This window comes from Noviherbaspirillum denitrificans (assembly GCF_002211445.1).
GTDB lineage: Bacteria > Pseudomonadota > Gammaproteobacteria > Burkholderiales > Burkholderiaceae_D > Noviherbaspirillum > Noviherbaspirillum denitrificans.
Genome location: NZ_LSTO01000001.1, coordinates 3,533,549 through 3,551,017, shown reverse-complemented (window position 1 = coordinate 3,551,017; position 17,469 = coordinate 3,533,549). Strand labels below are relative to the sequence as shown.

The 17,469-nt window shown below is 62.6% G+C and carries 21 protein-coding genes and 1 pseudogene; 11 read left to right on the top strand and 11 right to left on the bottom strand.

The window, feature by feature from the left end; translation table 11 throughout:
• The 4 genes from AYR66_RS17165 to AYR66_RS17150 form a co-directional block, all read left to right on the top strand.
• The coding region (locus tag AYR66_RS17165) for an ATP-binding response regulator (RefSeq protein WP_206047206.1) at positions 1–1,609 on the top strand (1,609 nt) is incomplete at its 5' end.
• Position 1,610: 1 nt separating this feature from the next.
• A complete protein-coding gene (locus AYR66_RS17160; protein ID WP_088708517.1) occupies positions 1,611–1,982 on the top strand; it encodes a response regulator in 372 nt (123 codons plus the stop codon).
• A 113-nt stretch (positions 1,983–2,095) separates the two neighbouring features.
• Positions 2,096–3,187, top strand: coding sequence for a polyphosphate kinase 2 (gene ppk2 / locus AYR66_RS17155; protein WP_206047205.1), 1,092 nt, complete (start codon positions 2,096–2,098; stop codon positions 3,185–3,187).
• A gap of 60 nt (positions 3,188–3,247) precedes the next feature.
• A complete protein-coding gene (locus tag AYR66_RS17150) occupies positions 3,248–4,087 on the top strand; it encodes an HDOD domain-containing protein (RefSeq protein ID WP_088708516.1) in 840 nt (279 codons plus the stop codon).
• Between the two features lie 195 nt (positions 4,088–4,282).
• Here AYR66_RS17150 and AYR66_RS17145 read toward each other — a convergent pair whose 3' ends face one another.
• From AYR66_RS17145 to AYR66_RS17135, 3 genes are all read right to left on the bottom strand, one after another.
• Positions 4,283–4,816: a hypothetical protein gene (locus tag AYR66_RS17145; protein WP_088708515.1), complete on the bottom strand. Its 534-nt coding sequence runs from the start codon at positions 4,814–4,816 to the stop codon at positions 4,283–4,285.
• A 100-nt stretch (positions 4,817–4,916) separates the two neighbouring features.
• Entirely contained in the window at positions 4,917–5,210 is a 294-nt protein-coding gene (locus tag AYR66_RS17140) for a cupin domain-containing protein (protein ID WP_088708514.1), read from the bottom strand.
• Between the two features lie 2 nt (positions 5,211–5,212).
• Positions 5,213–5,860: a DsbA family oxidoreductase gene (locus tag AYR66_RS17135; RefSeq protein WP_088708513.1), complete on the bottom strand. Its 648-nt coding sequence runs from the start codon at positions 5,858–5,860 to the stop codon at positions 5,213–5,215.
• A 101-nt stretch (positions 5,861–5,961) separates the two neighbouring features.
• On the opposite strand from AYR66_RS17135, the gene AYR66_RS17130 reads away from it, so the two are divergent.
• The 3 genes from AYR66_RS17130 to AYR66_RS17120 all read left to right on the top strand — a co-directional run bounded on the left by AYR66_RS17130 (position 5,962) and on the right by AYR66_RS17120 (position 7,412).
• The gene (locus tag AYR66_RS17130) at positions 5,962–6,306 is read left to right on the top strand and encodes a HopJ type III effector protein (RefSeq protein WP_088708512.1); all 345 of its coding nucleotides are present in this window, start codon (positions 5,962–5,964) and stop codon (positions 6,304–6,306) included.
• 67 nt (positions 6,307–6,373) lie between these two features.
• Positions 6,374–6,580: a hypothetical protein gene (locus tag AYR66_RS17125; RefSeq protein WP_088708511.1), complete on the top strand. Its 207-nt coding sequence runs from the start codon at positions 6,374–6,376 to the stop codon at positions 6,578–6,580.
• A 118-nt stretch (positions 6,581–6,698) separates the two neighbouring features.
• Positions 6,699–7,412, top strand: coding sequence for a dienelactone hydrolase family protein (locus tag AYR66_RS17120; RefSeq protein WP_088708510.1), 714 nt, complete (start codon positions 6,699–6,701; stop codon positions 7,410–7,412).
• On the opposite strand, the gene AYR66_RS17115 is transcribed toward AYR66_RS17120, so the two are convergent.
• From AYR66_RS17115 to clsB, 4 genes are all read right to left on the bottom strand, one after another.
• Positions 7,409–8,173: an FRG domain-containing protein gene (locus AYR66_RS17115; RefSeq protein ID WP_141104093.1), complete on the bottom strand. Its 765-nt coding sequence runs from the start codon at positions 8,171–8,173 to the stop codon at positions 7,409–7,411. The genes AYR66_RS17120 and AYR66_RS17115 overlap by 4 nt on opposite strands.
• Positions 8,174–8,243: 70 nt before the next feature.
• Positions 8,244–8,522 carry a hypothetical protein gene (locus tag AYR66_RS17110; protein ID WP_088708508.1) on the bottom strand — a complete coding sequence of 93 codons (279 nt, stop codon included), beginning with the start codon at positions 8,520–8,522 and terminating at the stop codon, positions 8,244–8,246.
• 82 nt (positions 8,523–8,604) lie between these two features.
• Positions 8,605–9,606 carry a lysylphosphatidylglycerol synthase domain-containing protein gene (locus AYR66_RS17105; protein WP_088708507.1) on the bottom strand — a complete coding sequence of 334 codons (1,002 nt, stop codon included), beginning with the start codon at positions 9,604–9,606 and terminating at the stop codon, positions 8,605–8,607.
• A complete protein-coding gene (clsB, locus tag AYR66_RS17100) occupies positions 9,603–10,820 on the bottom strand; it encodes a cardiolipin synthase ClsB (RefSeq protein WP_088708506.1) in 1,218 nt (405 codons plus the stop codon). Before clsB ends, AYR66_RS17105 begins: the two co-directional genes overlap by 4 nt.
• Before the next feature lie 163 nt (positions 10,821–10,983).
• Between clsB and AYR66_RS17095 the strand changes: the two genes are divergently transcribed.
• Entirely contained in the window at positions 10,984–12,861 is a 1,878-nt protein-coding gene (locus tag AYR66_RS17095; RefSeq protein ID WP_088708505.1) for a glycosyltransferase, read from the top strand.
• Between the two features lie 36 nt (positions 12,862–12,897).
• On the opposite strand, the gene AYR66_RS17090 is transcribed toward AYR66_RS17095, so the two are convergent.
• Positions 12,898–13,236: a hypothetical protein gene (locus tag AYR66_RS17090; protein ID WP_088708504.1), complete on the bottom strand. Its 339-nt coding sequence runs from the start codon at positions 13,234–13,236 to the stop codon at positions 12,898–12,900.
• Between the two features lie 288 nt (positions 13,237–13,524).
• Between AYR66_RS17090 and AYR66_RS17085 the strand changes: the two genes are divergently transcribed.
• Together AYR66_RS17085 and AYR66_RS17080 are read left to right on the top strand one after the other, a co-directional pair.
• Positions 13,525–14,883 carry an esterase/lipase family protein gene (locus tag AYR66_RS17085; protein WP_234814926.1) on the top strand — a complete coding sequence of 453 codons (1,359 nt, stop codon included), beginning with the start codon at positions 13,525–13,527 and terminating at the stop codon, positions 14,881–14,883.
• A 2-nt stretch (positions 14,884–14,885) separates the two neighbouring features.
• Positions 14,886–15,389: a lipase secretion chaperone gene (locus AYR66_RS17080; RefSeq protein ID WP_170942182.1), complete on the top strand. Its 504-nt coding sequence runs from the start codon at positions 14,886–14,888 to the stop codon at positions 15,387–15,389.
• Here AYR66_RS17080 and AYR66_RS17075 read toward each other — a convergent pair.
• From AYR66_RS17075 to AYR66_RS17065, 3 genes are all read right to left on the bottom strand, one after another.
• Positions 15,383–15,595, bottom strand: coding sequence for a hypothetical protein (locus AYR66_RS17075; protein WP_088708502.1), 213 nt, complete (start codon positions 15,593–15,595; stop codon positions 15,383–15,385). The two genes, AYR66_RS17080 and AYR66_RS17075, sit on opposite strands and share 7 nt — an antisense overlap.
• Before the next feature lie 99 nt (positions 15,596–15,694).
• Positions 15,695–16,771: an HDOD domain-containing protein gene (locus AYR66_RS17070; RefSeq protein ID WP_170942181.1), complete on the bottom strand. Its 1,077-nt coding sequence runs from the start codon at positions 16,769–16,771 to the stop codon at positions 15,695–15,697.
• 80 nt (positions 16,772–16,851) lie between these two features.
• Positions 16,852–17,223, bottom strand: coding sequence for a DUF2917 domain-containing protein (locus AYR66_RS17065; protein WP_088708500.1), 372 nt, complete (start codon positions 17,221–17,223; stop codon positions 16,852–16,854).
• A 150-nt stretch (positions 17,224–17,373) separates the two neighbouring features.
• Here AYR66_RS17065 and AYR66_RS30130 point away from each other — a divergent pair.
• Positions 17,374–17,469: pseudogene (locus tag AYR66_RS30130) on the top strand (LysR family transcriptional regulator); the annotation flags it as partial.

The following is a 17,469-nucleotide window of genomic DNA, read 5'->3' as shown; positions in this document are numbered from 1 at the left end:
GGAACGTCTCGGCATGCGACTCGAGCACGCTAACCATCTGCTGGAGGACAAGAACCGCCAGCTGCAGGAAGCGAACCGCATGAAGTCCGATTTCCTGGCGACGATGTCGCACGAGCTGCGCACACCGCTCAACGCCATCATCGGCTTTTCGGAAGTGCTGAAGGACGGACTGGCGGGCGACCTGGAGCCGCACCAGACCGAATACATCACCGACATCTACGACAGCGGCAAGCACCTGCTGGCGCTCATCAACGACATCCTCGACCTGTCCAAGGTCGAAGCAGGCAAGATGACGCTGGAACTGGAGCCCGTCATGATCGAAGCGCTGGTCCGCGACTGCCTGCATGTGATGCGCGAACGCGCGCTGTCGCAGCGGCTGCAGCTGACGGCAGATGTCGAACCTGACCTTGAAGATATCCGGATTGACGGCCGCAAGACGCGGCAAATTCTCTACAACCTGCTCTCCAACGCGGTGAAGTTCACGCCGGAAGGCGGCAAGGTCACGGTAACGGTACGCAAGGCAGGCCGGGATCGGTTTGCGCGCGGAAACTGGCCGTACTTCCTGGAGATGGCCGTGACCGACAGCGGCATAGGCATTTCGGCCGAGGACCAGGCGAGGCTGTTCGAGCCCTTCTCGCAGATCGACAGCCAGCTGTCGCGCCGCTATGAAGGTACCGGCCTCGGGCTGGCATTGCTGAAACGTCTCGCCGAGCTGCACGGCGGCGATGTCACCCTGCAAAGTGAACCGGGCAAGGGTTCCACGTTCACGGTCTGGCTGCCGTGGATCGCATCGGATGGCAGCGACGCGCACCACGCGGCGCCGGCGTCCGTGACGACAGTGCCGACCGACGGGCAGGACGCGCCGCTGGCGCTGGTCATCGAGGACGACGAGATGGCGGCCAATTTGCTGCGCATGCAGCTCGAGGACGGAGGCTTCCGCATCAAGCGCACCAGCACCGCCGAAGTGGGGCTGGAACTGGCGGCGCGCGAGATGCCGGATGTGATCGTGCTCGATATCCTGCTGCCCGGCATGGATGGCTGGGAAATGCTGGAGCGGCTCAAGCGGGATCCACGGCTGTGCACCATTCCGGTAGTGATCTTTTCCGTTGTGGCCGACGGCAATCACGGGCTTTCGCTGGGCGCGGCGCGTGTGCTGCAAAAGCCGGTCAGCCGGAATGAACTGCTGCAGACGATGGAAACGCTCGGCTTCCGCGCTGCTGCCAGCGGTGCGCCACGTACCGTACTGGTCGTGGACGACGACCACCGGTCGGTGGAGCTGACGCGCACCCATCTCGATGCGGCCGGCTATGAAGTCCTGCCGGCCTACGGCGGCAGGGAAGGCATCGAACTCGCGCGCGACCGCCGCCCCGACCTGATCGTGCTCGACCTGATGATGCCGGGGATGAACGGCTTCGATGTGGTCGAGGCATTGAAGGACGACCCGGTCACCCGCGCGATCCCGGTTGTTGTCATGACTGCCAAGCAGATCGCGCCGGAAGACCGTGAAAGGCTGAACGGTCGCGTGATCGAGATCATGCAGAAGGCTGAATTCAACCACGGACGCTTCATCGGCGAAGTGCGCCGGGCGCTTCCCGGGAAAGGCCAATAGGATGGCCCGCATCCTGATTGTGGAAGACAACCCCGCCAACATGAAGCTCGCGGTATTCATCCTCGAAAGGAATGGTCATCAGGCCATCCAGGCGCTCGATGCCGAAACCGGCCTGCTCGCCGCGCGCGGGCAGAGGCCCGACCTGATCCTGATGGATGTGCAGTTGCCCGGCATGGACGGATTGGAAGCGACCCGGCTCCTGAAAGCCGACCCGGTGACGTGTGCGATCCCGGTGCTCGCGCTCACCGCCATGGCGATGCGCGGCGATGAAGAACGGGTGCGAGCTGCCGGCTGCGACGGTTATATCGCCAAGCCGATCGATCACAAGACCCTCATCGCGCAAGTACAGCGCGCGCTCACGCCCTCCGCGTAAGGGCGATTTGCTGCAATTGCACATTGGCAAGGTTTGATCCAGATCATTGCCCCGCTTCAGGTGAACTGCGAACAATGGTTTTTCTCGCGGTTTTCCCTTTTAGAGGTGGTGTCATGGCAAAGTCGGCAACAAATGCAAAAGCGGTTTCCCTGAAAAAGCCGGCCAGGCCGCGCGCGGCCCAGGCGTCCGCCAGCGTGCTCGCATTGCCCTCCGCCCGGATCGCGGTAACAGCAAAGAAGCCGCCGCGTGTGCGCAAGGCGCCCGTCCTTGACGAGCCGGCGCATCCGACCGATCCCGCAGCTGCGCGCGCCGCCGACCTCGAGGCAATCCGCCAGGAAAAAAAGCGGGCTGAAGAAGCCGCAAAGCCGGGAAAGAAAAAGCGCGGCCCGCACACCGACTCCCAGCTCAATGACGGCCCGGAACGCGAGCAGTATCCGTACAAGTACCGCCTGTCGACCAAGAGCTACGAAGCGCAGAAGCGCACGCTGCAGGTCGAGCTGCTGAAGCTGCAGGCATGGGTAAAGGAAACCGGACAGCGCGTCGTGATCCTGTTCGAAGGCCGCGATGCCGCCGGCAAGGGCGGCGCCATCAAGCGCTTCATGGAACACTTGAATCCGCGCGGCGCACGTGTGGTGGCACTCGAAAAGCCCTCCGAAGCCGAACGCGGCCAGTGGTACTTCCAGCGCTACAACCAGCACCTGCCGACCGCGGGCGAGATCGTGCTGTTCGACCGCTCGTGGTACAACCGCGCCGGCGTCGAGCGCGTGATGGGCTTCTGCACAGACAACGAATACCTGGAATTCATGCGCCAGACGCCGGAATTCGAACGCATGCTGGTGCGCTCCGGCATCCACCTGTTCAAGCTGTGGTTCTCGGTCACGCAGAAGGAGCAGCGCCTGCGCTTCGAGCAGCGCATGACCGATCCGCTCAAGCACTGGAAGCTGAGCCCGATCGACATGGCTTCGCTCGACAAGTGGGACGACTACACCAAGGCCAAGGAAGCGATGTTCTTCTACACCGACACCGCGGACGCCCCCTGGATGGTCATCAAGTCAAACTGCAAGAAGCGCGCGCGCCTGAATGCGATGCGCTGCGTGCTGCAGAGACTGGAGTACACCAACAAGGACCGTGCAGCCGTCAGCGTTCCCGATCCGCTGATTGTCGGCACCGCGCAAGGGCAGTTCGAGCGCGACGACAAGAAGTGATTCCTTGCCTCGTTGCCGGATGTGCAATAAGCTCATGACAGGCAGACTTCCGTGACTGTCATGACGACACCGCTCTCCGGCATCGATTCCTGGGCCCGCCACCTCTCGGAAAAGGACCCGCCCGTCCTGCGCCACACCGCGCACGCCATCGCTGCGGCGCAAGAGCGTATCGATCGCATCAACGTGCGCGAGATCGCCGACATCGTGCTGCACGATCCGATGATGACCGCGCGCGTGCTGCGCTTTTCCGCCGCCCATCGGGGACGGCGTCAACTGCAGGACCTCTCGACGGTCGAACATGCGGTGATGATGCTCGGCGTCGAACCCTTCTTCCATCATTTTTCACGATTCGACGTCATCGAGGAGCACCTCAAGTCGCAGGCGCTGCTCGGCCTGCTGCAGGTGATCCGCCGCGCGCAGCGGGCCTCGCATTACGCGCTTGAATGGGCTACGTGGCGCTGTGACCTGAACAGCGAGGAAGTCGCGATCGCGGCGCTGCTGCACGACCTCGGCGAGATGCTGGTCTGGTGCCATGCGCCGGAACAGGCGCTGCAGATACAGGCGTTACAGAAAGCCGACCCGTCCATGCGCAGCGCAGACGCCCAGGCAAAGGTGCTCGGCTTCCCGATGCATGAACTGCAGACCATGGTGTGCCGCACCTGGGAGCTGCCGGAACTGCTGCTCACGCTGATGGATGACGATGCGAGCGACAAACCGCGTGTCAAGAACGTCAAGCTCGCCGTCGACCTCGCGCGCCACACCGCGCATGGCTGGGACGACCCGGCGCTGCCCGACGATTTCGCCGCCATCGCGACACTGATGAATATTGATGAAGAAACACTGCACGTGCGCCTCGGCCTGAAGAAGCCCGGCGAAGATGCGCAAGGCGAGGAATGTTGAGCAATTGCGTTACGCAATGTCACACCCGCGTCACCTTTTCGCTGTATGATTCGGTCCCATGCAGCCCTCGGAGTGAGACCAAGGTTTTCAGAAGAACAGGCTGCATCCACCGGAGCTGGCGGGAGGGAAGCAGTACCAGCACCAAATTCAAAGGCCTCCGCATGCGGAGGCCTTTTCACTTTGGCTCCGTCTGCGTCAGAAGTACTTCTTCAAGACTTCGCCGAAGGCGTCCTCGACGGACTTACCCTGCTTCATGAGCTGGGTGATCTCTTCGGTGTGCTGGGAAATCGTGGCCGGCAACGACTGGCGATTGTTGCGGAAGTACTCGTAGCGCTGCGCGGCGAACTGCTCTTCAAGGCGGGCGGCGCTGGTGCGCGTGCCCGTGCCGCCGGAACTCGAGCGCACGGTGCGCACCGTGCGGGAAGTCGAGGTACGCGGCCCGAGGCCGAAACCGGACACGGCGGTCTTCACCTGTTCGATCGTGAATACCTGCGTGGCATTCGCACCGGCGAACTCGTGCCCTTCCGGCTTCAGCAGGTGGTGGTTGCCATCGAACGCCATGGCCTTGCCGAGCGTATTGGTGACCTGGTAGCTCGGGACGGGACCGCCTGTGACCAGGGAAAACTGAACACGATCACCGTAATCGGCCATCTTGGCCATTACGTCCTTGAGGAATTCGACGGAGAGGGAATCGACATTCCCGTTCCAGCGCTTGCTTCTGGTTGCCAATGTATTGCCTTCAAAAAAGTTTTACAGACGCCCGCCCTGCTGGAAATACGAGGCCGGGGGGCGAATTATCGCCCATCCCGATGGCGAATGGTTTGATTAATCAGGAATGCGCGGGACTTTCCCTGTCTTGCCGCCGCCCAACGAGGTAGCGAACGCCGCGCGGGCCGTAATATTCCGTATGCGGTTCGTCGGCCATCAGATGGAAAATGTCACCGGGACCGTACACGCTTTCGGCGCTGCCGCATACGATGCGGATTTCGCCGTCGAGGATCAGCGCCTTCGCCTCGAACGGATGGGTATGCGTGTCCAGCCCGCCGTCCGGCTCGCGTTCCACGGTGACCAGTTCCTTGAAGCCTTCCTGTGCGAGCAAGGCGACGAATGCGTCCCTGTCCATGCTCAGCCCTCTGCCAGCACCTGCCGCAGCGCCTGCTCGAATACGTCCACTGGCTGGCCGCCGGAAATCAGGTAACGGTCGTTGAGGATGACGGCCGGCACCGAGCTGATGCCCTGTTCGAGGAAGAAGTTTTCCTGTTCGCGCGTTTCGGTTGCATAGTCGTCCGATGCAAGGATGTCCTTTGCACGCGCCTTGTCCAATCCGACTTCGCCCGCGAGCCGTACCAGGACCTCGTGCGATCCCGGATTCTCGCCATCGGTGAAGTAGGCCTTGAACAACGCATGCTCGAGTTCGCGCTGCTTCCCTTCTTCTGCTGCCCATGCCAGCAGGCGATGCGCATCGAAGGTGTTGTAGATGCGGCTGCGGCCTTCCATATTGAAGGTGAAGCCAACTTCCTCGCCGCGCGCACGGATCATCTCGCGGGTACGCTGCGACTGCTCGGGTGTGGCGCCGTATTTCTCGGCAAGGTGTTCGTTGATGTCCTGCCCTTCCGGCACCATCTGCGGGTTGAGTTCGAAAGGCTGGAAGCTCAGGTCCGCCACCACCTCGTCGCCGATGCGGTCCAGCGCCTTCTCCAGCGCATGCAGGCCGATCGCGCACCACGGGCAGGAAATGTCGGAGACGAAGTCGATCTTCATCAGTTGAGGCATGGCATCCCTCCCGGAGAGCAAATCAATTCTGCAGTGTACTCTTTTGGCGAGTGCCTTGCCGGTCAAGGTAAGATAGGCGCCCCGTATAACCTGGCGACATCATGAACCTGGACGACTTCCTCCACACACTCAACAAGGCCCCCGAATCGATCGCTTTCGACGACACGATGGCCGTGATTGCCGCGCATTACGATTTCACGCCTGCTGCTTTCACCAATGGCGAGACGCGCAATGAAGCGGGCCAGAATTCCGGCTCCTGCAAATTGTTCGCCTTTGCGAAGCTCAACCAGCTGTCGAAGGAACAGACTTTGGCCTGCTTCGGCGCTTACTACCGCGACGATGTGCTGAAGAACCCGCAAGGAAGTGACCACCAGAACATCCGCAATTTCATGAAGCACGGCTGGGAAGGCGTGAAATTCGACAACATACCGCTGACGGCGAAATAAGTCGCGAACCACTGTTTTTTCATCCAGTATAATCAACCTTGAGTCAACCAAGGTGGAAGGACTGGACATGAGAACGCCGAACGCACTCTCCCTGCTGAAGGACGGAGAACTCTGCATCGTGACGACGAAGGACGGCGAACGCGAAATGCGCTGGAACCTCGCCAGCTGGTGCTTCACCTATACGACCGCGGGCACGCCGCTGGTGTGCCCGTACGACGAGATCGAGGAGTGGCGGCCCGCAGCCATCCAGTCATCGCGTCGCCCTCCTGTTTGAGCTCCGTCAAAGGATGCGCCGTCACGGCAATCCATTGTCAAATCGGCATTCCAACCGCGCAAATCCCTGCTATTGCTGAAATGTCCATGACACGAACGGCAATGCAAAGGAGAGCGCGATGGCATCGTCACTGCATACGGAACTCGTCCGGGTCCCCTGCGGCCCGGTCCACGTCGAAGGCATGCTCGAGATACCGCCCGATCCCGTCGGCGTGGTTCTCTTCGCACACGGCAGCGGAAGCAGCCGGCTGAGCCCGCGCAACAATTACGTCGCTGCTGCCCTGCGTCAGTCGCGCATCGGCACGCTGCTGATGGACCTGCTTACCGCCACGGAAGATGACGATGAACGCATGCGCTTCGACATCGATCTACTGACACGCCGCCTGGATGCGGCTGTGGATTGGCTGCGGCATTCGCCATCCGCTTCCGCCCTGCCGCTCGGCCTGTTCGGTGCGAGCACCGGCGCCGCCGCCGCGCTGCGGGTGGCCGCGAAACGTCCGGACGATATCGGCGCGCTCGTGTCGCGCGGCGGCAGGCCGGACATGGCCGGGGAGCAGGTGCTGAAGGCTGTCATTACGCCGACACTGCTGATTGTGGGCGGCTTCGACAGCGCCGTCATCGCCCTCAACCAGACCGCACTGGCTGCGCTCGACTGCGAAAAGCGCATGGAAATCATCCCCGAAGCGGGACACCTGTTCGAGGAAGCAGGCAAGCTGGCGAAGGTCGCTTCGCTGGCAGCGGGCTGGTTCATCCGGCACATGTCGACGCCGGAGGAAGATGTGGCGGCGCATGTGAAAAATGCATCCCAGGCGCGCCCCGAAAAGCGGCTCTAGGAGGCTGCGCGCGGCAAGTGGATCGCGCGCAGCTCCGACGTCAGTGCCGCCAGGTCCGGGAACAGCGAATATTTCCGTATCCCCAGCAATGTCAGCTCTTCGAACAATGCGGGAATGGCTGCGTTCGGAATGATGAGCCTGTGCAGCCACTGCCTGGCGCCATCCATCGCATCGATGGGCACGCGGCTGGAGTGAATCGTGAATGCGCCCTGCTGCAACTGGATGCGCGGATCGTGTTCAATCGCCATCGCAACGCCGACAGTGTTCAGTTCCTTGCGGTTCTTGAATGCCGGCACGATCAGCGGTTCGTATGATGTTGCATCGAGCGGGAAAATCAGCGGCTCGAATCCTTGCGATTCGTTGAGCTGGCGCGCATCGAGTGCCCATATGCACGCATCGCGCGCAGGATTGCAGGCAGGCGGCACATAGTCCGGATGCAGCGCGAAAAAGGAAGCGACCAGCGGCGAATAAGTCCAGTCGAGCAGGCGCGTGGGCAAGCCGTAATGCTGCATGAGCGCCAGCCAGCCGGGATAGTCGCCGCTGACAGGGCAGGAAAAGTAGCGGCTGCGCGCACGCACCCGGAACTCGTTCGTCAGGTAACGTTCCTGCTGCGGCGTATAACCGCGATGCACGCTGGGTGACAGGACCCAGCGTGCATTCACCTGCCCGCGGAACAGCCAGCGCTGTCCCATGGCGGTCAGCCGCTTCACCTCGCATGCGAGGTCGCCGATGGAACCGATCGCGACTTCCGTGATGCTCATGCGCGGCACCGCGTCCCGGAATTACACGCGGCATGGAAATTTTTCCCGCCGTCGCTTCCGGATCGAGTGGTCAAGGTTGCTTCGGCACCTCGATGCGCGTGACGCCGCCGCCGGCTGCCGACACCGGATCGCTTGCAGGGAAAGTCAACTCGACTGCATCGTCGAGCGATTCCTCTTCCTTCTCGTCCGGATCATCGGAGCGGAGATTGCGGTGGGTGACATCCTTTGATGCGGCGTCCTCCGGGCTGACATCCTTCGGCGTCTGCGACACGGGATGGATGCCCTGCGAAGATTGCTCTTTCTGCGCCCTGGTTTCGTCCTCTTCGGAACTTCTCTTCTGGTTCGACATGACGTTTCTCCTGTGAATCGCTGCGGCAACAGATGCCGTCCAGTTGCGATGTGTGCGGAACGGGAAAGTTCAGCAACATTGCTCATTGCTTGGCGTGCAAAGGGCGTGCCTGTCGTCTTGTCTTTCTCGCGTGCACTTCCAGCACAAGGTAAATCACGGCCGCAAAGGCAAGCGGAAGCAGGTAGTAGAGGCCGCGGTAAGCAAGCAGCGCGGCGAGCAGCTCGCTGCGCGCCATCCGGTGCGAGAGCAGCACGACGAACACGGTTTCCAGCACGCCGAGACCGGCGGGGACATGGGTAATTACGCCGGCCACGGCCGCAACCAGCATGACAGCCAGAACCGTCGGGAATGGAATGCCGCGCCCAAGCAAGGTATAGACGGCGGCAGCAATCATCAACCAGTTGGCCGACGACATCACGAGCTGCAGCAAGGCAAGCCGGATTGTAGGAAGTTCGATCTCGTGTCCCCTGACCGTCCACGTGCGTCGCCGCGAAAACGCGCACAACGCAAGCCAGGCGAGCGCGGCGGCGAGCAGCACAGCACCGAGCACGCGCAGGCCGCCAGCATCCAGCTTCCAGTCGGGCGGCGGCTCCGGCGGCATCCACATGAATGCCAGTCCCGCGAGCAGCAAATATCCCAGCCAGTTGGTTAGCATGCTCATCGCAACCACGCGCGTCGTCGTCGCGGTGTCGAGGCCGAAACGGGAATACAGCCGATAGCGGAAAGCGACACCGCCGACCAGCGCACCCATGTTGAGGTTGAACGCATAGCTGACGAAATTCACCGTCATCACCTTGGGCACTGAAAGCCCGTGCCCGGTCACGTAGCGCCCCACCAGGTCGAAGCAGCTGTACAGCGCATAGCTGCCGGCGGCAAAGCCAAGCGCGGCGAGCATGTCGCCCATGGGACGGCGACGGATGGCCGCCATCACTTCATCCCATTCCACCTCGCGCGCCTGCGTGTATAGCAGCCACGCGACGGCGGCGAAGAAGGCCAGGGTCAGGAGCCGTTTTGCCCAAGGCCACCAGCCACGGCGGGAAGTGCCATGCTGTTCCGCTTTCCCGGCATGCTGATGCGCACTCATGGGAAGGCCTGCTTTTCGGCCGCCGCGCCTGAGTCTGGATGGGGCGCCAGACGAGGTGCGTGTGCAGGAAGCCTGCCGGCCCAGTAGGGATAACGACGCAGCAGGTGGAACAGGACAAAGCTGCGCAGTTTGCGCCACAACGGCGGCTCGTGCAGGTCGGCCGCCTGCACCCGCGTACAACTGTGCCGCATGAGGCGTTCCAGCGCGCCGGCCACCGTCCGAGCAAAGTCGCGGTCCATGATCATCAGGTTGGATTCCAGGTTGAGCGAGAGACTGAGCGGATCGAGGTTGCTCGAGCCCACTGTCACCCACTCGTCGTCCACCACCGCGACCTTGCCGTGCAGCGGACGCTCGCAGTATTCATAGATCTGCACGCCGCCGTGCAGCAGGTGGTGGTAGAGCATAGCTGCGGCGGTCTGCACGATGGGCATGTCGGGATTGCCCTGCAGGATGAGGGACACTTCCACGCCGCGGCGCGCCGCCTTGCGCAGGTCGCGCAGGAAAGCGTAACCCGGAAAGAAGTAGGCATTGGCGATCACCACCCGCTTGCGGGCAAGACGGATCGCGAGGCGGTACTGGCGCTCGATGTCGTTCTTGTGGTCGCGGTTATCGCGCCAGACGAACAGGGCATCCGCATTACCCGCCGGTGGCAGTGTCTTCGCCGCCGGATGCGAGCGCCGCCAGGTGAACCAGCGGCGCCTGCCGCGACCCTCGGCAATGGCCGCCAGCATGAAGCTGCGGATATGCGCCACGATCGGTCCTTCGGCCTCGACCGCATAGTCCTGCTTGGCCTCGGGACCGTAGTCGGCAAGGTGGTCGGCGGAATAGTTGATACCGCCGACAAAGGCACGCTTTCCATCCACCACCACCAGCTTGCGATGCATGCGTCGGAAGTAGTTGACTCGCGCAAACAGCCGGGGTGCGGGATCGAAGACATGGAGGCGCACGCCGGCATCCGTGAGCGAGGCGACGAAGTCCTTCGACAGGTCGGGCGAGCCGAACGCATCCACTGTGACATCGACCTGCACCCCTCGCCGCGCGGCTTCCAGCAACGCCGCATGCAAGGCCTTGCCGACCTTGTCCTCGTAGAGGATGAACGTTTCCAGCAGGACCTCGCGCTGCGCGCTGGCAATTGTCTCGAACACGCGGGGATAGAACTGCTCGCCATTCTCAAGCAAGGCAAACGTGTTTCCACTAATCCATGGTTGACTCACTGCAGTTCTCCTTTCCTTGAATAGACAGGGAAATGCCGCGGATATTCCATTGATGTGAATCAATCGTTCGCGGGCAATGCGTGCGTGAAAGTCTCGTGGCAGATCAAGACCGCATACGCATGATTCCCTACGATTGCATCAACGTACACACGAGGACAATTCCATGCCCCATGCGACGCTCCCTGCGGTCAGCGTGCTGATGCCGACATTTGAGCAGGCGCACTTTATCCGGCGCGCATTGGACAGCCTGCAGGCGCAGGACATGACCACATGGGAAGCGATCATCATCGACGACGGCTCGCGCGACGATACGGCGGAGACGGTTTCCGGCTACCTCAGCGACACGCGCATCCGCTATTACCGGCTTGAAGAGAACACGGGACTGGGCAATGCGCTCAACGAGGCACTGGTGCGTGCACGCGCACCGCTGGTGGCCTACCTGCCCAGCGACGACGTGATCTACCGCAACCATCTCTCCAGCCTCAAGTCCTGCCTCGATGCGCAACAGGAAACGGTGCTCGCCTTCTCGGGCGTGCGGCACCATTACAACCGGCACGCGGCCGGACAGGTACCGGGCAATTGCCTGCAGCTCGTGCAATGCATGCACCGCAGGACCGTGCAGCGATGGGTGGTGCGTGACGAGCTGGAAACGGATGACCTCGAACGGCTGTACTGGTCGCAGCTGCGTCCATTGGGCCGTTTCGCAGGCACCGGCAGGGTGAGCTGCGAATGGGTCGACCATCCCCGGCAGCGTCACAAGCTCATGCGCGAGCCGGCGGGCGGCATCAATACCTTCCGCTCCTGGTACCGTGTCGCGGTGCCGCTGCGCTTCCACAGCTCGGCCGGCCACGCAATCGACGAGGTACGGCAGTACCGTGCAATGCGCGAACGCCCTGCGACCCGGCCCGCGCGCAACGGACTCAAGATCCTGCTGGCCGGCGAACTCGCGTACAACGCCGACCGGGTGCTGGCGCTCGAAGAACAGGGACACCGGCTGTACGGACTGTGGATGCGCGATCCCTACTGGTACAACACCGTGGGTCCGCTGCCCTTCGGCCATGTCGAAGACTTGCCGCGCGAGCGGTGGAAGGACGCGATTCGCCGCATTCGTCCGGACGTCATCTATGCGCTGCTCAACTGGCGGGCCGTGCCCTTCGCGCACGAAGTGATGCACGCCGCGCCCGGCATTCCCTTCGTCTGGCATTTCAAGGAAGGGCCGTTCATCTGCATGGAGAAAGGCACCTGGCCGCAACTGGTGGACCTGTATCGGCATGCCCACGGGCAGATCTTCTGCAGCCCCGAAATGCGCGACTGGTTCGACACCGTCGTGCCCGGGCTGTCGGACGCCAAGCCGACACTCGTGCTCGACGGCGACCTGCCAAAACGCGACTGGTTCGGCGAGACGCGCGCGTCTCTGCTGTCGGATACGGATGGCGACATTCACACGGTCTCCCCGGGCCGTCCTATCGGGTTGCATCCGGAAGTGGTGGCCGAACTCGCGAGCCATGGCATCCACCTGCACTTCTATGGCGAGTTCACGCAGGGGCAATGGCTGGAATGGATCGCGACGACGCAGAAGCTGGCGCCCGGCTACCTGCACCTGCATCCCAACGTCGACCAGTCACACTGGACAGAGGAATTCTCACGCTACGATGCCGGCTGGCTGCATGCCTTCCGCAGTGCCAACGAAGGCGAGATCCGCAGGGCCACCTGGGACGATCTGAACTACCCCGCCCGCCTGAGCACGCTGGCCGCGGCGGGACTACCGATGATCCAGCAAGCCAATCCCGGCACGATCGTAGCCGCGCAGACGCTTGTGGACAGGCTGGGAACGGGCGTGTGCTACCGCGATATCGCGGACCTCGCTGCGCGGCTCAAGGACAAGGAAGGAATGCGTGGGGTGCGGGAACGGGTGTGGCAGCAGCGCCACCTGTTCACCTTCGACCATCATGTGCCGGCGCTGGTCGCGTTCTTCCGGGAAGTGATCGGATCGAGATCGCGCAAGTCCTTCCGCGGAGGAAGTGCTGCGCAATCGAGTTGATACGGCGAGGACGGAAGCCTACGCCGTGGGACGAGGTCAGACGTAGGCGCCGATGCGGCGTGCGGATTGCTTGACCGCCAGCTTGCCGCTCTGCGCGCGGCGGATGCGGATCACGGTGGCAAGCCAACCCAATCCATTCGCAATCATGAACACGAAGGCGACGGCGGCGAGGCCGGCGCAGGCCGAGGCTTCCAGCGTGACGAACTGGCGGCTGATGCCTTCCATCATGAAGCGCGGCTCAGTGGTGAGCGTCCATTGCAGCAGGCACCAGGCTGCACTGAAGAAGGCCAGCAGCACCATCGCAATACGGACGGCGAGCGAATAGCGAACCTGCCGGTCGGGCAGGGAGAGTTCTTGTTCGGCGTTGTTGAACATGATGGTTCCTTGTCGAAATGCCAGGCCGTTGTGCAGCCGGACATCTATTGAAGCCTCATTATTGCCGCCCGGTTTGGCGGAATCCAATTTCCGTTCACGATATCCAGTTATTCGGCCAATGAATAACGTTGGACGGAGACATGAGCAAGACATCAACCCAGTCCCGAATGCCGTCCGTGGCCTGCAAGGTCTATCGTTTGGCCTGCAAAGACAAGTGCCGCCCAGAGCTTCCCCTCGCTCCAAGCTGTCCATGTACGACACACTATGCAAACAACAAGAGGAGACAGCATGACAATATTGGACAGGGCCATTCGGCAATCGGGAAGACTGCTGGCGGGCGCGGCATGCGCACTGGCGATGCTCGGCGGCGGCAATGCCGCCGCAGCGAACAACGATCCCGTCATCCTGGTGCACGGCTTCCTCGGCTTCGGGCCGAATGAGCTGCAGGGGACCGGCTTCAAGTACTGGGGCGGCTTCAACGATATCGAAGCACACATGCGGACCTGGAACGGCACGCATGAGGTGAAGACAGCCGTGGTCGGGCCGGTGAGTTCCAACTGGGACCGCGCGGTGGAGCTGTACTACCAGATCAAGGGCGGCTGTGTGGATTACGGCGCGGCGCGCACCGCGCAGTACGCTGCCTTCGGCAAGATCCAGAAGCCCGCCGGCAAGTGCTGGGCTGCTGATCCAGCCAACAACCCGAACAACTATCCGCTCGCACTTTATCCGCAGTGGGATGCCGGGCATCCGGTGCACTTCGTCGCGCACAGCCAGGGCGGCCAGACGGTGCGCACGCTGATCCAGTTGCTGGAGAACGGTTCGCCCAACGGCAACGAAGGCAGCGGCGCGCTGTACACCGGCGGCAAGACCGGCTGGGTGAAGAGCGCGACCACCATCTCCACGCCGCACGACGGCACAACGCTGCGCAATGTCGTGCTGAACTATGTGCCGAACGTGGCGGAATGGGCAGGCAAGTTCGTCGAGGTCGCCGGACTCGGCGGCAGCGGCAACGCGGCCTACAACTTCAAGCTGGAACAGTATGGATTGGCGCAGGGCCCGGCGGAGCGCTTCTCCGATTTCATCGAGCGCACCAAGGGCGCGGCCTTCTGGTCGATCGCCAACAAGGATTCGGCGCAATGGGACCTGAGTCCGGACGGTGCAAAAGAACTCAATGCCTGGGTGAAGACCTCGCCCAACGTGTTCTACTTCTCCATCGGCAGCAAGGCGACGGAGACGGGCAGCTTCTGCTGCAACGGCACCGATCGCATCGTCGCGCCCTTCCAGAGCAGCAGCTACCAGTATGCACGCGACGACATGCTCTTCTTCCTCAAGCCGACGGCGGGCGAATGGGTGGTGCCCTCCATCCTCGTGCGCGGCATGGGTTCCTATACGCAGGAGGATCCGTCACGCGTGCTCATCAACAGCAGCTGGTTCGCCAACGACGGCGTGGTCAACACCGTCAGCATGCGCGCGCCCGCCGGCCAGCCGGTGCGTAACCACACCTCGGGCGCACCGGTGCGCGGCTACTGGAACTACCTCGGTTACTACAACCAGTGGGACCACTTCGACGTGATCGGATGGCTGCTACCGGCGACTACCGTCTACCCGGTGTTCGACAACATCGCCGGCATTATCTACGGACTGTAGCCATGCCGATCCGACACCCCGCGCTCTGGATTGCCGCGGTGGCGGTGACCTGCTCCGCATTTTTCCTGAAAGGCGGCGAGGAAGCCGCCGTCCGCCCGGTGGCCGCGGCAGACCTGTTTCCCTTCGTGCGAGCGCTTCCCACAGAAGACATGACGCAGCCGGTGGCCGAGCCTGTTGCCGGCCCGGCGCCCAAGTTGCTCACGGCCGGACACGCCTACCAGACCGAGGAAGCGGTGCGCAGGATGCGCGCGCAGGGCGCAAGCGATGACGAGGTATACCGGGCACGCGCGGCAGCGCTCGGCGCCGAATCGGCCATCACGCTCGCCCGGCTCGACCGCGAAGAGGCAGCATGGCAGCAGCGCGTGGCCGACTACCTTGCGCGGCGGCAGGCCATCGTGAACGACCAAGGCGCGCTTCAGGCCTTGAGGAACATGCTGTTCACCGATGAGGAACAGGACCGGCTGGCGGCGTATGAACCGGTCGCGGTGCCATCGATCGTTCAGTGATTGGGAATGAGCCGGAATGCGCCGCCCTCTTCCGGCGCATCCACCCTGCCGTCCTGCGCCGCTTGTTCCAGCGTGCGCAGGAGCAGTTCGTAATCGATATCCGGCAGTCGCTCGGACAGGTCATCGATGGCCATCAGCCCGCTCCTGTCCTGGTCCCACTGCTGGTACGTATCGGAAATTTTCTTCCACACCGGATCTACCCGCATCGGCAAGTCCTCCATCGTTGATGACGAGCAGTGTGTCCGCAAACGAGCAGGACAGTTCACGCCGATCAACATCGGATAGATGTGGATCAATCGGGGGAATTACTGGCGCGCCGTGGTGATCGCGATCCAGTCCTTTTCCTCGTCGGCGCAGAGGCGGCGCAGGCAGTCGATTTCCTTGCCGGTGAGGTCGTCGAGCAGGCGCGGGTCCTCGGCATCGAGATGCTTTTGCCGGGCCAGCGTGTCGATCTTGGAGAGGTGGTCGGCCATCATCAGGATGCGGCCCAGCGGCGAGAGGTTGCGGCCGGCGCTCTTGTCGTCCTGTTCGGCGATAGCTGTCACTACCTTGTCGGGGAAATGCCACTCGCGCGCGATGTTGGCCGTGAGTGTGCGCCCGTAGGCAGCGAGGGAATTGCAGAAGGTGGGCGAGCCGACCGGCTGGCGGCCGTCCGACATCTTGTCGATCACGCGCAGCGATACCGTCAGGCCGACGTTGTGGATCAGGCCGACCAGGAAGGAATCCAGCGGATCGACCGGCTCGTTCCGCGCCAGGTGCGCACATGCGACGGCGCAGCGTTCCGACTGCGCCCACAGGCGCGGCGCCACCATGCGCGTGAAGCTGCCGGAATTGAGGTTGATGATGGGCTTGAAAGCGACGCCGGTGATCAGCTGGCGCAAGCCGTTCTGGCCCAGGATCAGGACTGCGTGGTCGATGCTCGTGATCGCCGTGCCCTGGTTGTAGGCAGCGCTGTTGGCCATGCGCAGCACTTCCGCCACCAGCACCACATCGTGCGAAATGGTGCGCGCCAGTTCCGCGCCGGAGAAGTCGCTGTTGCGCAGCACCTGCAGCAGTTGCGGAATCACGCCGGGCATGCGGCGCACCATGTGCGCGCCCGACTCTTCGGATGCCACCGTGGCTTCCAGTGCGGCGAGGATGGTGTCCTCATTCTTGTTGGTGAAGACGTCCGGGTTGTCCTCCGATTCGAACAGCCAGCTCGAGAACATGAAGTCCACCTGGTCGCGCTGGGTCGAGAGCGCCATGTGGGTGGCGATGTTCTGCACCTTCGATGCGGGTGCCTGTGGGGGGGCTACGGGTGCGGGGCTGGCCGTTGCCGCAGCGGCTGCGGGTTTGGCTTGCGGTTCATCGGAAGAAAAAAGGCGGAGCAACCAGTTAAGCATGACGGTGGGCGCAGGTGGACAGGCGCGCGGTTGCGCGCCTCCCCGTGATTTAAGCACGGTATCGCCCCGCCGTCGATGCTCTAGGCAAACTCCAGTTGGAATGGCATTTCCGCCCTGCCGCTCCATGGCTTGGTTACGGTTGCACGAATCCCGAATGTCGCGGGGCAGCGCGTGCCAACCGTCGAAATCACCACACCACGCGTCGCACGGGGCAGTAGATGACGCTGGCCGGCATGGAGGATGACATCTTCCGTCTGGCCGGGAAGAGTGATCCACACCTGCCCCTCCATACAGCCGATCTCTGCCGGGCCCTTTGTCTCCAGCGTGGCGATGCGGTAGGGGTCGAGCTTCATCACGACCCTTGCCGGTGCAACCGGCACGCACGGCGTCTTTGCCCGTAAGGCAGGGTTGGTCATCAGGTCGAGAAAACCGGGTCTGGCGGCGATGTCCATGTCATTGCTCCTTGTCGCTGGGGGCGGATCGGGCGCATACTTTATGCATGATTTTCTATCATGCCAATCCCTCGCCCCACGCTCTGCAGTTTATAGGGATTGATAGCCGCCTCAACCGTTATTTCCGCATGACTCACATGAGCTATACGCATGCAAAATGAACTGCTTTCCCTGCCGCCGCTTGATGCGCTGCGCGGCTTCGTTGCGGTGGCGCGGCGCATGAGCATCACGCTGGCCGCGCAAGAC